Source organism: Pseudomonas oleovorans subsp. oleovorans, assembly GCF_002197815.1.
GTDB lineage: Bacteria > Pseudomonadota > Gammaproteobacteria > Pseudomonadales > Pseudomonadaceae > Aquipseudomonas > Aquipseudomonas oleovorans.
The window spans coordinates 141,743-157,912 of record NZ_NIUB01000008.1; the positions used below are offsets into that span (position 1 = coordinate 141,743).

A 16,170-nucleotide genomic window follows, 5' to 3' on the forward strand; every position below is an offset into this window, starting at 1 on the left:
GAACCCTTATTCCAGGCACAGCCTTTGCCATCGACGCCTTATTCGGCGGACACCGGCTCGGTACGCGGCCAGGCGTTGATCACCGCCTTGAACAGGGTGGCCAGCGGAATGGCGAAGAACACGCCCCAGAAGCCCCACAGCCCGCCGAACAACAGCACCGCGCAGATGATCGCCACCGGGTGCAGGTTGACTGCCTCGGAAAACAGCAGCGGCACCAGCACGTTGCCATCGAGCGCCTGGATGATGCCGTAGATCACCATCAGATAAAGGAACTGATCACTCCAGCCCCACTGGAACAGGCCGATCAGCGCCACCGGCACGGTCACCACCACCGCGCCGATATAAGGCACCACCACCGACAGGCCGACCAGCAAAGCCAGCAGCGCGGCATAGTTGAGGCCGAGGAAGGCGAAGGCGATATAGGTGACCACCCCGCAGATGATGATCTCGATGAACTTGCCACGGATGTAGTTGGCGATCTGCTGGTTCATCTCCTGCGCGACCTGCGTGATCAATGCGCGCTCGCGCGGCAGGTAGCTGCGGAACCACTGGCCGATTTGCTCGCGATCCTTGAGGAAGAAGAACACCAGGATCGGCACCAGCACCAGGTAGATCATCACGCTGACCAGCATCGGCAGGCTGGACAGGGAGAATGACAACGCCCACTGGCCGAACTTGCCAGCTTCGCCGCGCATGCTGTCGATCAGCTGCACGACCTGCGCGTCGGTGATCAGGTTCGGGTAGCGCTCCGGCAGCAGCAGGAACACCGACTGCCATTCGGCGGCCATACGCGGCAGTTCATTGAACAGCGTACTCAACTGCTGCCAGAGCAGTGGCATCAGCACCAGCAGAAACACCGTCAGGCCGCCCATGAACAGGGTGAACACCAGCCAGACCGCCAGCACCTGCGGCACTTTCAAGCGCTCCAGGCCGTTGACCAACCCCTGCATGAGAAAGGCCAGCACCAGGCCGGTCAGCACCGGCGCGAGCATGCCGCCGAGCGTCAGCACCAGCGCAAAGCCCAGCACCAGCAGCACAGCCAGCACCACGGCCTGCTCATCGGAGAAGTAGCGATGCAGCCAACTACGCAAAACCTTGACCATCAGAATTCCTTAACGCAGAGAAATGCCGGTTCCTTCACTACGCCCGCCATATGAAAAATGGCGCACGCCGCGCATGAATGACCACCGGGATATGTTTCAAGCTACAACAGCTGCTCAGGCCTTACGCAACCAGTAACGATAAATACCTGCCTCGACCTCTTCATGCAGCAGCGCATGGCCGGCCAGGCTGGCGAAGGCACGAAAGTCGCGCTGCGAGCCGGCGTCAGTAGCGCTGACCTTGAGCACCGCGCCACTGGCCAGGTGATTGAGCTCGAGCTTGGCCTTGAGCAAGGGCAGCGGGCAGTTCAGCCCGCAGGCATCGAGTTCAGCATCGAAAGCCGGTACGTCTGTCATCGTCTACTCCTGATAGGTCGGCTAGGATACCCAAGCCGCCACAACCCTGGCCAGCGCGGTAGCTGGCCGGCTACAGTAACGCCTTTGCCGCCCGAGAGCCCTGAGTGCATGACTTTTCTGCGCCCCACCCTGCTGACGCTGGCCTGCCTGTTCGCCGCCCACACGGGTGCCAGTGACCTGCCGTCGCTAGGCGACGCCAGCTCCTCGATCGTCTCGCCCCAGCAAGAACACCAGCTCGGCCGTGCCTGGCTCGGCCTGCTGCGTGGTCAGGTTTCGCAGCTGGACGACCCGCAACTGAAGGATTTCGTCGAGTCCAGCGTCTATCGCCTGTCGGAAACCAGCCAGCTGCAGGACCGCCGCCTGGAGTTCGTCCTGCTCAACAGCCCGCAACTCAACGCCTTTGCCGCACCGGGCGGAATCGTCGGGGTCAACGGCGGCCTGTTCCTCTATGCGCAGACCGAAGCCGAATACGCCTCGGTCATGGCGCACGAATTGGCGCACTTGTCGCAGCGCCACTTCGCCCGTGGCGTCGAGGCCCAGCAACGCATGCAGCTGCCAATGATGGCGGCCATGCTCGCCGGCATTGTCGCCGCGGCGGCCGGCGCCGGCGATGCCGGCATGGCAGCGATCATGTCGACCCAGGCCGCTGCCATTCAGGAACAACGGCGTTTCTCCCGGCAGAACGAACAGGAGGCCGACCGCATTGGCCTGGTCAACCTGGAAAAGGCCGGCTACGACCCACGCGCCATGCCGCTGATGTTCGAACGGCTGATGCGTCAGTACCGTTACGACGCCCGCCCGCCGGAATTCCTGCTGACCCACCCGGTGTCGGAATCGCGTATTGCCGACACCCGCAACCGCGCCGAGCAGTACCCGGCCACAGGCCGCGCAGACAGCTTGCGCTACCAGTTGATGCGCGCCCGCGTGCAACTGACCTACGAAGAGACGCCGGGCGTTGCGGCCAAGCGCTTTCGCGCCATGCTCGACGAGAACCCTGGCCTCGATGCCGCACGCTACGGCCTGGTACTGGCGCAGATGAAAACCGGCCAACTCGCCGAAGCCGGTGAAACCCTGGCGCCGCTACTGAGCAAGAGCCCGGACGACATCACCTACAACCTGGCGCAGATCGAGCTGGATATGGCGGCCAATCGCCTGGACGCCGCCGAGCGTCGTCTGGAGCGCATGTTCACCCACTACCCGAGCAACTACCCGTTGCAGCAGGCTCGCGTCGATCTGCTGCTCAAGCAGCAACGCATCGCCGATGCCGAGCGCGCCCTGGACAATCTGCTCAAGACTCGCGCCAAGGACCCGGACGTCTGGTATCAGGTCGCCGAGGTGCGTGGCCTGAGTGGCAATACCATCGGCCTGCACCAGGCACGCGCGGAGTTCTTCGCCCTGGTCGGCGACTACAACCAGGCCATCGAGCAGCTGGACTTCGCCAAGCGCCGCGCCAGCAACAACTTCCAGCTGGCCTCGCGCATCGATGCCCGTCAGCGCGAGCTCTCCGAGGAGAAGCGCCTGGTCGAGCAGATGCTGCGCTGATCCGGAGCATGGCGGTGCGGTGCGCGCACCGATAACGGCGTGGTAGCGCAGATGCAATCCGGGACATCGGCGGCAAATTCCCCGGATTTCATTGGGCTACGTAAGCCTGTGAATACCGCCCTACAAAAAGAAGCCCCGCACTTGGCGTAATGCTGTTCACTTAAGGTTGCACACGTTTGGCTCCCCTCTCCCATTTATGGGAGAGGGGCTGGGGGAGAGGGCAGAAAACACCTCAAAACTGCCAGTTTCCCCCTCTCCCTAACCCTCTCCCCGGAGGGGCGAGGGGACTGATCGAGCTCGACCGTTTCTTAAGTGAACAGCATTACGCACTTGGCGGGGCTCTTTTCTTTCAGCGCACGGCTCAGGCGCTTTGCGCCAGGTCCATCAGCTCGCGGTTGGCCACCGCGTACATGGCGTAGTCGGTGCCGGTCGCCGAACGCAGCTCGGTCAGCATCGCCTTCCAGCGGTCGACCAGGCGTTGATGCTGATCGAGCCACAGGGCCACGCGCGCTTCGATCTCCTGCGGACCGTCAGCCATCTGCAGCACCGACACGGTAATCGCACGCTGCTGCCAGTCCAGATCGTCACGGAAGGCCTCGCGGGCCAGCGCCTGCCAGTTGTTCTCCACCGGCAGGTTAGTGATCTGCTGCAGGTACCAAGACAGCTCAAGCGCACCGCCCACGGCGAAGTAGGCCGTCGCCACCTCACTGGTGTCCTTGCCGGTGACATCCGCCGCTTCGATGATCGGCAGCAGCGTGTACAGATGGCTGGTGCCGGCGACCACGCGCGCCAGCTCCTCCGGCGTACCGGCCTCGACGAAGCTCTGGTAGCGCGCCAGCCACTGCTCACGGGCCGGGCCTTCGAGCAGTTCGTCCAGACGGCCGACCAGCGCCTCGATACGCGGTGCGAAATGCGCCACATCACGGGCAGCGTCCAGCTCGTTACGGCGGCTGCGCAGGAACCAGCGCGTCGCGCGACGGCCCAGGCGCATCAACTCGTCCATCAGCTGCAACTGCAGCTCGGCCGGCACCTTGTAGTCCAGCGCCTCGATCTGCGCCCACCAGTGCGGCAGGCGGAACAGGTCACGCACGATCACGTAGGCGCCGGCGACGTTGGCCGCACTCATGCCGGTGGACTCCTTCAGGCGTTGCACGAAGGTGATGCCCATGTGGTTGACCAGATCGTTGGCGATCTGCGTGCTGACGATCTCGCGCTTGAGGCGATGGCGACGCATGGCATCGCCGAACTTCTCGGTGAGGATCGCCGGGAAGGCGGTTTCCATCTCGCGCGCCAGGTAGTCGTCATCCGGCACCTGGGATTTGAGCAGCGACTCCTTGAGGTCGATCTTGCTGTAGGAGATCAATACCGACAGTTCCGGACGAGTCAGGCCACGGCCACTGGCCGCGCGCTCGTTAAGTTCTTCATCAGACGGCAGAAACTCCAGCGCACGATCCAGCTTGCCGGCAGCCTCCAGCGCATTCATCAGGCGCTTGTATTCGCTGATGCGCTCGCGGGCACGACGCTCGGCCAGCGACAACGCCTGGGTCTGCTTGTAGTTGTTGCCGAGTACCAGCTCGGACACATCGTCGGTCATCTCGGCCAGCAGCTTGTTGCGCTGTTTGCCGGTCATATCGCCGGCAGCGACGATTTCACCGAGCAGGATCTTGATGTTCACTTCGTGGTCGGAGCAGTCCACGCCGCCGGCGTTGTCGATGAAGTCGGTGTTGCTGGCGCCGCCATGCAGGCCGAACTCGACGCGACCGAGCTGGGTCATGCCCAGGTTGCCGCCCTCGCCCACCACCTTGGCGCGCAGCTCGCAGCCATCCACGCGCAAAGCGTCGTTGGCCTTGTCGCCGACGTCAGCGTGACTTTCCTTGCTCGACTTGACGTAAGTGCCAATGCCGCCGTTCCACAGCAGGTCGACCGGGGCCTTGAGCAGCACGTTGAGCAGCTCGGTGGGCGCCAGCTTGTCGGCGGCGATATCAAAGCGCGCCTTCATCTGCGGGGTAATGGTGATGCTCTTGGCGCTGCGCAGGAAGATGCCGCCACCTTCGGAAATGAGCTTGGCGTCGTAGTCGGCCCAGCTCGAACGCGGCAGCTCGAACAGACGCTTGCGCTCGGCGAAGCTCTTGGCCGCATCCGGGTTTGGGTCGATAAAGATGTGCATGTGGTTGAAGGCGGCCACCAGTTGCAGCTTGTCCGACAGCAGCATGCCGTTGCCGAACACGTCGCCGGCCATGTCGCCGATGCCGATCACGGTGACGTTGTCCTTCTGCACGTCGATGCCGCGCTCGCGGAAGTGACGCTGCACCGAGACCCAGGCACCCTTGGCGGTGATGCCCATGCCCTTGTGGTCATAGCCGGCCGAACCGCCGGAAGCGAAGGCGTCGCCGAGCCAGAAGCCGTACTCGGCAGCGATGCCGTTGGCGATGTCGGAGAAGGTTGCGGTGCCCTTGTCCGCCGCTACCACCAGATAGGGGTCATCGGCGTCGTGGCGTACGACGTTTTGCGGCGGTACTACCTCGCCTTCCTTGAGGTTGTCAGTGATGTCCAGCAGGCCGCTGATGAAGATGCGGTAGCAGGCGATGCCCTCGGCCATCACCTCGTCACGCGAACCGCCGACTGGCATCTTGCGCGGCACGAAGCCGCCCTTGGCGCCCATCGGCACGATCACCGCGTTCTTCACCTGCTGCGCCTTGACCAGGCCGAGCACCTCGGTACGGAAGTCTTCCTCGCGGTCCGACCAGCGCAGGCCGCCGCGGGCCACGTCGCCGAAGCGCAGGTGCACGCCCTCGACGCGCGGGCTGTAGACGAAGATCTCGAACTTCGGCACCGGCCGCGGAATCTCCGGGATCAGGCGCGGGCTGAGCTTGAAGCTGAAATAGGATTTGGCCGCGCCGTAGGCGTCGGTCTGGAAGAAGTTGGTACGCAGGGTCGCCTTGATCAGGTCCAAGTAACGACGCAGGATGCGGTCTTCGTTGAGCACGGCGACGTTGTCCAGCGCGGCGAGGATGGCCTGTTCGAGTTTCTGCTGCTTGTCTTCCAGGTCTTCGGCAGTGAGCTTGCGCGCGAGGTAGAAACGGGTGCGGAACAGGCGCACCAGCTCCTTGGCGATATCGGCATGGTTGATCAGGGTCGCGGCGATGTAACTGAGGTCGAAGCCCAGGCGAATCTGCTTGAGATAACGCGCATAGGCGCGCAGCAAAGCAACGTCGCGCCAGGGCATAGCAGTAGTCAGCACCAGGCGGTTGAAGGCGTCGTTCTCGGCATCGCCACGGACGATATGAATGAAGGCGTCCTGCAAGGTGTCGTTGAGCTGCTGGATGTCGACATCCAGGCCTTCGGCGTAGGTGAAGGCGAAGTCGTGAATCCAGAATTCGCGGCCATCGGCGCGGCGCAGCTTGTAGGGGAACTCGCCAAGCACGCGCAGGCCGAGGTTCTCCAGAATCGGCAGCACGTCGGACAGCGGCAGCGGTGTATCGGCGTGATACAGCTTGCAGTGCAGTTGCTGCCCTGTCTGGGCCAATGGCTGGTAGAAGCTCATCACCAGCGGCTTGTCGTTGCTCAGGCTGAGCAGGTGCTGCATGTCCACCACTGCCGAGTGCGGGGCGAAGCGCTCGCGGTAGCCGGCCGGGAAGCCGCCGGGGAATTCGGCCAGGACGTTGGTGCCCTGGGCTTCGCCGAGGCTTTCGACCATCAGGCTGGCGTAGTCGTCCTTCCACGAACGGCAGGCCTGGATGACCTCCTTCTCTAGAAGCACGGGGTCGATCTGGGTCTTGTTCTTCGGGTCGACGCGCAGGATGAACTGCACGCGTGCCAGCACCGACTCGGAGAAGAAGGTCCAGAACTCGCAATCGGTGGCCTGCAGGCGCTCCATCAGCACCTGCTGGATCTTCATCCGGGTTTCGGTGGAGTAGACGTCGCGCGGCACATAGGCCAGGCAGTAGCAGAAGCGGCCATAGGGATCGCGGCGCAGGAACACGCGGATCTTGTTGCGCTCCTGAATCTGCACGATGGACAGCGCGGTGTTGAACAGGTCATCCACCGGGGTCTGGAACAGGTCGTCGCGCGGCAACACTTCCAGTACCTGGGCCAGTTCCTTGCCCAGGTGGGCGCTGCTGTCGAAGCCCGAACGCTGCTTGATCACATCCACCTTGCGGCGGATGTAGGGGATGTTACACACGCTCTCGGCGTACACCGCCGAAGTGTACAGCCCCATGAAACGGCATTCCTTGATCACATTGCCCTTGACATCGAGCTCACGGATGGAGACGAAATCCGGGTAGGCCGGACGGTGCACACGGCTCGGCACTGCGGCCTTGGCGAAGGACAGCAACTGCGGTTCGCGCAGGTAGGCCACCGCCTCCGGTTCGATATGCAGCTCCTCGGCGGATAAGCCGGTGCGCAGGCGCTTGGACAGACCCAGCAGGGATTTCTCGTCATAGACCATGCTGCCGCCATCGGCAGTCGGCGCAACGGTGAACTCCTCATAGCCGAGGAAGGTGAAATGGTTGTCCAGCAACCAGTTCAGGTAGACCTTGATTTCATCCAGCTCGGTCTTGTCCACCTTGAGCTTGGCGCGATCCAGCCAGGCCAGCAGCTCACGCACCTTGGCCTTCATCGGCTGGAAGTCGGCAACGCTCATACGCACGTCGCCGAAGACTTCGTGAATGGATTTCTCCAGGGTTTTCAGCTCGGCCGCACTGGAGCAACGGTCGATTTCCAAAAACATCAACGCTTCGTGCAGCACGCCCTCGCCCTGGGTGCCGCGCGGAAGGATTTCCAGCAACTGGCCGTTCTGGTCACGGCGTACGCTGAACACACTGTTCTGCAGGGTGTGAATGCTGTAACCATGGCGGTTGAGCTCCATGCGCACCGAGTCGACCAGAAACGGAATGTCGCCATGCAGGATTTCCACCGCGGTGTGGGTGGACTGCCAGCCGTGCTTCTCGTAATCGGGGTTGAACGCGCGTACCTGCGGCTTGGCGTGATCGAACTGCTCCAGCATGCGCCAGGCCGACAGGGTGCAGCCGACCAGGTCGGACAGGCGCCGCTGGGTCAACTCTTCAAGGGCGATGATGCCGAAGAACTGTTCGGCGAACAGGGCTACTTGTGGCAGCGCCTGCTCACTCACGTACTGTGCCAGGGCCGCTTGCAGTTGGTGCTGGAAGTCGGCTTTGCTGGCCGCCGTAAAGAACGCCATGGCTGTGCTCCATTGGGCTGTTGGTTCGACAGGACGTCTGGATTGCTGTCGCAGGGTGTTAGTTCAACGTTAGTCCATGAAGCGACGATGACACTGACGAGTCGCATGCGGACCGGCGTGAAAGGCGCGACCAATGAGTCACGCATAGCCGTTGAGCTTAACGAGGGTTGGCCTGCAACCGCTTGCGGCGCTGCGACATTTTCTTTCAAGGCTGCACCGATACGGTGCACGACAAGCTGTCAGCCCCAGAAACTGGCTAGCCGCTGGGGCGGACAAAGGGCCACGACGGCGGCAAAAGCACCTCTGATTTCTGTTGCCAGACTGTTCACGACCCGCGCCGCCGATAGCGGCTCAAGCGGCAAATGCAGTAAAGTCGGCGGTCTGCACGCGCGGCCTCGCAAGCCCGCTCATCCGCCAGAAGAGCCCGACGATGGAACACCGTGAAGCGCTGGTCGCGTTACGCCAATTTCTCTCCACCCAGATTCTCGGCCAGGACAAGCTTATCGAGCGCCTGCTGATCGCCCTGCTCGCCGACGGCCATCTGCTGGTCGAAGGCGCACCTGGTCTGGCCAAGACCAAGGCGATCAAGGAGCTGGCCGAAGGCATCGAAGGCGAGTTCCATCGCATCCAGTTCACCCCGGATCTGCTCCCGGCGGATATCACCGGCACCGAGATCTACCGTCCGGAAACCGGCAGCTTCGTGTTCCAGCAGGGGCCTATCTTCCACAACCTGGTGCTGGCCGACGAGATCAACCGTGCCCCGGCCAAAGTGCAGTCGGCACTGCTCGAGGCCATGGCCGAGCGCCAGGTCTCGGTGGGCCGCTCGACTTACGACCTGTCGCCGCTGTTTCTGGTCATGGCCACGCAGAACCCCATCGAGCAAGAAGGCACCTACCCGCTGCCAGAAGCGCAGCTCGACCGTTTTCTGATGCATGTGAAAATCGGTTTCCCTGACGCGGCGGTGGAGCGCAAGATTCTCGCTCAGGCCCGTGGTGATGCGCTCAACGGTGAGGCCAAACCCGAGCACCGGGTCAGCCAGCAGGCGGTGTTCGCCGCGCGCAAGGAAATTCTCGGCCTGTACATGGCCGATGCCGTGGAGGAGTACCTGGTGCAACTGGTGATGGCCAGCCGCACCCCGGCCAAGTTCGATGCCGAGCTGGCTGACTGGATCGCCTATGGCGCCAGCCCGCGCGGCTCCATCGCCCTTGACCGCTGCGCGCGCGCCCACGCCTGGCTGGCCGGGCGTGACTTCGTCAGCCCCGAGGATATCCAGGCAGTGCTGTTCGACGTGCTGCGCCACCGCATCATCCTGTCCTTCGAGGCCGAAGCCTCGGGCGTCGATCAGGATCGCGTGATCCAGCGCATCCTCGACGTGGTGGCGGTGGCTTGATGCAGCGCAATAGGCTTGTCTCCCCTCTCCCGCTTGCGGGAGAGGGGTCGGGGGAGAGGGCAGCGAAACGCCCCACCCTCTCCCCAGCCCTCTCCCTGCTCTTGATGAAAAGAGCCTGGGCGAGGGAGCACGACAGGATGGCGTGAGTTCGATATGTCCAGCCAGCCCCTGCCATCCGGCATCCATATCGCCCTCGGCGAGCTGATCGACATGCGCCATAAAGTGCATGAAGTGCCGCTGTTCTCCACCCCGGCACGACGTAGCCCACTGATCGGTCTGCATCACTCCAAGCTGCGCGGCCGTGGCGTGGACTTCGACCAGGTGCGTGTCTATCAGGCCGGTGACGACGTGCGCACCATCGACTGGCGCGTCACCGCGCGCACCCAGGAGCCACATACCAAGCTGTTTCACGAAGAGCGCGAGCGCCCCATCTTCATCATTAGCGAACAGAGCCAGCGCCTGTTCTTCGGCTCCGGCCTGTGCTTCAAGTCGGTACTGGCCGCCCGCGCCGCCGCGCTGATCGGCTGGGCCGCGCTGGGCCATAACGACCGCATCGGCGGCCTGGTGTTTGCCGATAACGAGCACCATGAAGTCAAACCCCGGCGCAGCAAACAGAGCCTGCTGCAACTGCTCAACCTGCTGGCCCGTGCCAACCAGGCGCTCGGGCCACAGACTCAGGCCAGTGCCGGCCGCGACAATTTCGGCTTGGCCCTGCGCCGCGCCCGCGAAGTACTACGCCCAGGCAGCCTGGTGATCGTGCTGTGCGACGAACGTGCGCTGAGCGACAACGCCGAGCAGCAACTCACCTTGCTCGCGCGCCATACCGATCTGTTGTTGCTGCCGCTGTCCGATCCACTCGATCGCGCCCTGCCGGCTGCCGGGCTGCTGCGCTTTACCCAGAACGGCGCGCAACTGGAGCTCGACAGCCACAACGGTGACCTGCGCCAGGCCTACCGCAACCAGGCCCTGGCCCGCGAGGCGCGCTGGCAGCGTCTGGCGCAGAAGCTTGGCGTGCCGCTGCTACCCTTGAGCACGCAGCTCGAACTGGTCGAGCAGTTGCAGGAACAGCTCAGCGGTCTGCAGGCGAGAAAATCCCTATGAATCCCCTCGACCAGTTGCAACCGCTGATCGACCCGCCGCCGGTGCCCTGGTGGCCTCCGGCACCGGGCTGGTGGTTGCTCGCGGTACTCCTGCCACTGCTGGCTTGGGGCCTGTGGCGCCTGCTGCATAACTGGCAGCAGCGCCCGCGCAAGGTGACGACAGAGCAGGCGCTCGACCCACTGCGCCAGGCAGCCCTCGATGAGCTGTCGCGCCTGAGCAAACCCTACGATGGCGCCCCGGCCGGCCCCTGGCTGCAGCAGCTCAACGCCCTGCTCAAGCGCCTGTGCCGCGAACGCTATCCAGAGAGCGCCAGCCACACCCTGAGCAGCCGCGCCTGGCTGGCGTTTCTCGACAACCGCTGCCCGGCAGCCGGCCTGACCCGCTGGATGATCCTCGTCGATGGCGGCTACAGGCCGCAGTGCACGCTGAGCGACAAGGCCATCGTGGAGCTCGATCAGGCCATCACCATCTGGATTCGCAAGCATGTTTGAGTTCGCCTGGCTCTGGGTCTTTCTGCTCGCGCCGCTGCCCTGGCTGCTGCGCCTGCTGCTGCCTCCAGCCGACAGCGGCGATGCGGCGCTGCGTGTCGGCTTTCTCGACGAATTGCAGGCCCTCAGCGGGCGCCGCGCCCGCGCCGCACTGCCCAGCTGGCGCCAACAAGCACCGCTGGCGCTGCTCTGGTTTCTGCTGCTGTGCGCCGCCGCACGACCGCAGTGGGTCGGTGAGCCGCTGCCGCTGCCGGCTAGCGGCCGCGACCTGCTGCTGGCGGTGGATGTCTCCGGCTCGATGGATTACGCCGACATGCAGTGGGACGACGAGCCGATCAGCCGCCTGGAACTGGTCAAGCGCCTGCTCGGCGACTTCATCGAAGGCCGCCGGGGTGATCGCGTCGGCCTGATCCTGTTCGGCAGCCAGGCCTATCTGCAGGCACCGCTGACGTTCGACCGTCACACGGTGCGCACCTGGCTGGACGAAGCCATGATCGGCATCGCCGGCAAGAACACCGCCATCGGCGATGCCATCGGCCTGGCGGTCAAGCGCCTGCGCCAGCGCCCGGCGCAGAGCCGCGTGCTGGTGCTGATCACCGACGGCGCCAACAACGGCGGCGAGATCGATCCGATGGTCGCCGCGCAACTGGCCGCCGATGAGGGCGTGCGCATCTATGCCATCGGCATCGGCGCCGATCCGCAGCAAAGCGGTGCATTCGGCAGCTTCGGCTTCAGCGCCCTGGATCTGGACGAAACCAGCCTGCGCGCGATCGCCGACGTCACTGGCGGTGAGTATTTCCGTGCACGCAATCAGGCCGAGCTGGAGCAGATCGAACTGACCCTCGACCGTCTCGAGCCGGTCGCCCAGCAACCTACCCTCGCCCGCCCGGTCCTGGCCCTCTATCCCTGGCCGCTGGCGCTGGCGCTACTAGGCTCGCTGCTGCTGGTCGGTCAGGTACTGTGGCCCGAGCTGCTGCAGCGGCTGCGGAGGCGTACATGAGCCTGCTCTGGCCGGAATGGCTGCGCCCACTGTGGCTGCTGGCAGTGCCTGTGTTGGCCTGGCTGCTCTGGCGCCTGTGGCATCGCGAGCGCCAGAGCGGGCGCTGGCAACTCCTGTTACCAGCGGCCTTCCATCAGGCGCTGCTCAAGGGTGGCAGCGGCCGCTCCAGCAAGCTGCCCTGGCTGGCACTCGGCCTGGCCTGGCTGCTGGCCGTACTGGCGCTGCTCGGTCCCAGCTGGCAGCGCGTCGAGCAGAGCAACCAGAAGCCTGCCGATCCGTTGGTGGTGCTGCTCGAACTGACGCCGCAGATGCTCGCCACCGACGGTCGCCCCAACCGTCTCGATCAGGCGCGACGCAAGCTGCTCGATCTGCTCGAAGCGCGTCGCGATGCACAGACGGCGATCATCGTCTATGCCGGTAGCGCACACAGCCTGGTGCCGCTGTCCGATGACCTGGCCACCAGCCGCAACCTGCTCGAAGCGCTGAAACCCTCGCTGATGCCGGAGCCGGGGCGTCGCGCCGATCTGGCCGTGGCCCGTGCACTGCAGTTGCTCGACCAGGCGCAACTGGGCCAGGGTCGCCTGTTGCTGATCACCAGCGCCCTCGATGAAGAGGAACGCAGCGGCATCCAGCAAGCCCTGCAAAAGCGCTCGGTACCATTGCTGATCCTCGGCGTGGGCAGTCGCGAAGGCGCGCCGGTGGTGCAGGAGGACGGCAGCTTCCTCAAGGATTCGCACGGCGCCATCCTGATTCCGCGCCTCGATGCGCGCGGCCTGCAGGAGACCGCTGAAGCCCATAGCGGCCGCTACGCAGCGAGCCGCCTGGACGACGAGGATCTGCGTCGCCTGGGCCTGCTCGACGGCCCGCAGGCCATGCGCGCAGCGGGTGAGCCGACACAGCTCGACAGCCATATCGACCAGGGCTACTGGCTACTGCTACCGCTGCTGTTGCTTGCCGCCTGCGCCGGTCGTCGCGGCTGGCTGTTCTGCCTGCCACTGCTGCTGATGCTGCCACCACAGAGCAGCCATGCCTTCGAACTCGACGATCTCTGGCTGCGCCCCGATCAGCAGGGCCAGCGCCTGCTGCAGGCACAACGCCCGGCCGAGGCCGCGCAACGCTTCGTCGATCCGCAGTGGCAAGGCAAGGCACTCTATGAGGCCGAGGATTATGCCGCCGCCGCAGAACGTTTCGCCAAGGGCGACAGCGCAGCCGATCATTACAATCGCGGCAATGCCCTGGCCAAGGCCGGCGAACTGGAGGCAGCGCTGGATGCCTATGAGCAGGCCCTGGAGCGCCAGCCGGAGCTGGCCGCGGCGCAGCACAACAAAGCATTGGTGGAACAAGCGCTGCGTCAGCGCGAAAATCAGCAGCAATCCGGCGAGGGTGATTCGACCGAGCAGCAAGCACCCGACGACGATCAGGCGGAGCCGAAGGAATCCACGGCCGGCCAGCCCGCCGAGAGTACTGCCGCACAGCCTACCCAGCCGGGCAGTAGCGGTGAGAGCAGTGAAAACAGCGACGTACAGGGCAGCGCCAATGGCGCCGGGGAAGACACCCAGCCCAGCACCAGCAGTGAACTCCCGAGCGACGCCGAGCCCGTTGCGCCACCCCGCACGGCAGCCGATCTGGGCACGGCGGCGGAACGCCGACAGGCGCTGGAACAATGGCTGCGGCAGATCCCGGATGACCCGGCCGAACTGCTGCGGCGCAAATTCTGGTACGAACAGCAACAGCGTCAGGACTCGAATCAATGAAGCGTCTGGTCTTCCTGCTTCTTCTACTGCTCGCGGGGCAGGCCCATGCAGAGGGCTTTTTCGCCAGCGTCGACCGCACTCGCCTGAGCGAGGGCGAAACCGTGGTGCTGACGCTGGAGTCGACCGACCCGACCCGCTTCGGCCGACCCGACCTGAGCCCGCTGGATAAAGACTTCGAGGTACTTGGCAGCCGCCAGGTCAATCGCCTGAGCAGCATCGGCGATACGCCACGCGCCAGCACTCGCTGGATCCTGACCCTGCAGCCACGCCGCAACGGCGAGGTGACGATCCCGGCAATCCGCCTGGAAGACGCCGAAACCCTGCCGATCACGCTGAATGTCGAGGCAGCCGTCAGCGCCGGCAACGGCGAACAGCTGGCACCGGTATTCATCGATGCCAGCCTCGATCAGGACAACGTCTACGTTCAGGCTCAGGCCGTGCTGACCCTGCGCATCTACCACTCGGTGTCCATGTACGACGACAGCAGCCTGACGCCCCTGCGCATAGCGGATGCGCGGGTCGAGCAACTGGGCGAACCACGCACCTACGAGAAGAGCATCGGCGGCGTGCTGCACGGCGTGATCGAGCTGCAATACGCCATCTACCCGCAGCGCAGCGGACCGCTGGTGATCCCGGGACAAACCTTTAGCGCCACCCTGGTCGACCGCTCGCGCAGCAATGATTTCCTGCCCTTCGGCCCCCGCACCGGCAAGGTCTCGCGGGTCCAATCACCGGACATTCCGCTGCAGGTCAAACCCAAGCCGGCCGACTACCCGGCTGACGCGCCCTGGCTGCCGGCGCGTGCCCTGGGCCTGGCGGAGACCTGGAACCCGCAACCGGAGCAGAGCCAGGTTGGCGATTCTCTGACCCGCCGCCTGATTCTCAAGGTCGACGGCCTTTCCAGCGCCCAGCTGCCGCCATTGCCGGCAACCCAGGTCGACGGCCTGCGTCGCTACCCGGATCAACCGCAGATGAGCGACCAGAAGAGCGAGACGGGCATCATCGGCACCCGCGAAGAACGCGAGGCGCTGGTACCCAATCGCAGCGGCAGTTTCGATCTGCCGCCCCTGGAAGTGCTGTGGTGGAACACCCAGACCGACACGCTGGAGCGCACCACCCTCTCCGCCCGTACGCTGCAGGTCGCGGAAAACCCGCAACTGCAGAACGATGAACAACCCAATACGCCGATGGTGACGACCCAGGTGATCGAGGGGCCGGAACTGTGGCCCTGGCAGCTGGCCTGCGCTGTGCTGAGCTTGGCCACGCTGCTCGGCTTCGGCTTGTGGTGGCATGCCCGCCGCCAACCGGCGATCCAGCGCGCGGCGCAGAGTGGCCCGAGCCCGCGCACGCTGCTCGACAACATCAAGCGTGCCTGCCAGGCCGGCGATGCCCAGGCCACTCGTCATGCACTCGACGCCTGGGCTCGCCAACAACCGGAAACCCTGGCCGACATGGCCGCGCGCTACGTGCCGTTGTCGGATGCTCTCGACGGTCTCAACGGTGCCCTGTACAGCGAAAGCGGCCAGTTCTGGCAAGGCGAAGAGCTGTGGAAAGCCATTCGCAGCCTGCCCGCCAGCCAGGAGCCGAGCGCGGCGCCGCAGGAAAGCAGCGCCTTGCCGCCGCTGTATCCGCGCTAGGTGCGCGATGGGCTTGCAGGACACGCAGTTCTAAGCGTGCAAGTGGTAGGGTGGGCCTCAGTCCACCAACAGCGGCAGACCTTGGTGGGCTGAAGCGGATCGCCGCCCGGCCCACCCTACGTACTGCGTTAGCGGGTGCGTCCGAGAATCGCGGATAAATCCGCTCCTACGGCGACGGTGAAACACCCCAGCTCAGCGCCAGACCAGCCAGGGACGAAAATAGCACCCACGCTCTGCGTGGGCGCATGAGTCAACAACACTCTCGGATCACAACGACAACGCCAGCCTACGGATTGCAGTCGACGCACAGACCGGTAGGAGCCGGCTTGTCGGCGATACACCCCATATGCCGCAATGATCGCCAGCAAGCTGGCTCCTACACAGGAACGCGTCCTGCGGATTTCCTGGGCTCCCGCATTCGCGGGCGTTTCAGAAGCCCCCAAACCCACATCGGAAACTTTCCGATACGCAATCGGGTAGGAGGCGGCCTCACGGCCGCCGTCCTCCCACACCACCGTGCGTACGGTTCCGTACACGGCGGTTCAGGCCATGCGGTTAAGCCGATTGATCGTATCCAGTATCGAGACCAGTCCAAGTC

At 64.5% G+C, this 16,170-nt stretch carries 10 protein-coding genes; 7 read left to right on the top strand and 3 right to left on the bottom strand.

Features of this window, described 5'->3' with window-relative positions; all coding sequences use genetic code 11:
* Window positions 1–38 precede the first annotated feature (38 nt).
* A complete protein-coding gene (locus PSOLE_RS06975) occupies window positions 39–1,103 on the bottom strand; it encodes an AI-2E family transporter (protein ID WP_074856761.1) in 1,065 nt (354 codons plus the stop codon).
* A 114-nt stretch (window positions 1,104–1,217) separates the two neighbouring features.
* Window positions 1,218–1,457: a sulfurtransferase TusA family protein gene (locus PSOLE_RS06980; RefSeq protein WP_074856759.1), complete on the bottom strand. Its 240-nt coding sequence runs from the start codon at window positions 1,455–1,457 to the stop codon at window positions 1,218–1,220.
* Window positions 1,458–1,565: 108 nt separating this feature from the next.
* Between PSOLE_RS06980 and PSOLE_RS06985 the strand changes: the two genes are divergently transcribed.
* Complete coding sequence (locus PSOLE_RS06985) at window positions 1,566–2,999, top strand: M48 family metalloprotease (protein WP_074856757.1); 1,434 nt, start codon at window positions 1,566–1,568, stop codon at window positions 2,997–2,999.
* Between the two features lie 361 nt (window positions 3,000–3,360).
* Here PSOLE_RS06985 and PSOLE_RS06990 read toward each other — a convergent pair whose 3' ends face one another.
* Window positions 3,361–8,202, bottom strand: coding sequence for an NAD-glutamate dehydrogenase (locus PSOLE_RS06990; RefSeq protein ID WP_074856751.1), 4,842 nt, complete (start codon window positions 8,200–8,202; stop codon window positions 3,361–3,363).
* 430 nt (window positions 8,203–8,632) lie between these two features.
* Between PSOLE_RS06990 and PSOLE_RS06995 the strand changes: the two genes are divergently transcribed.
* The 6 genes from PSOLE_RS06995 to PSOLE_RS07020 all read left to right on the top strand — a co-directional run bounded on the left by PSOLE_RS06995 (window position 8,633) and on the right by PSOLE_RS07020 (window position 15,572).
* Window positions 8,633–9,592: an AAA family ATPase gene (locus tag PSOLE_RS06995; RefSeq protein WP_074856748.1), complete on the top strand. Its 960-nt coding sequence runs from the start codon at window positions 8,633–8,635 to the stop codon at window positions 9,590–9,592.
* A 153-nt stretch (window positions 9,593–9,745) separates the two neighbouring features.
* Entirely contained in the window at window positions 9,746–10,693 is a 948-nt protein-coding gene (locus PSOLE_RS07000) for a DUF58 domain-containing protein (protein ID WP_074856745.1), read from the top strand.
* Window positions 10,690–11,184 (top strand): DUF4381 domain-containing protein, encoded by a 495-nt coding sequence (locus PSOLE_RS07005; protein ID WP_003460617.1) that lies wholly within the window; start codon window positions 10,690–10,692, stop codon window positions 11,182–11,184. The genes PSOLE_RS07000 and PSOLE_RS07005 overlap by 4 nt, the downstream gene beginning before the upstream one ends.
* The gene (locus tag PSOLE_RS07010) at window positions 11,177–12,181 is read left to right on the top strand and encodes a vWA domain-containing protein (protein WP_074856742.1); all 1,005 of its coding nucleotides are present in this window, start codon (window positions 11,177–11,179) and stop codon (window positions 12,179–12,181) included. Before PSOLE_RS07005 ends, PSOLE_RS07010 begins: the two co-directional genes overlap by 8 nt.
* Entirely contained in the window at window positions 12,178–13,935 is a 1,758-nt protein-coding gene (locus PSOLE_RS07015) for a VWA domain-containing protein (RefSeq protein ID WP_084344078.1), read from the top strand. The genes PSOLE_RS07010 and PSOLE_RS07015 overlap by 4 nt, the downstream gene beginning before the upstream one ends.
* Window positions 13,932–15,572: a BatD family protein gene (locus PSOLE_RS07020; protein ID WP_074856737.1), complete on the top strand. Its 1,641-nt coding sequence runs from the start codon at window positions 13,932–13,934 to the stop codon at window positions 15,570–15,572. Before PSOLE_RS07015 ends, PSOLE_RS07020 begins: the two co-directional genes overlap by 4 nt.
* Window positions 15,573–16,170: the final 598 nt, after the last annotated feature.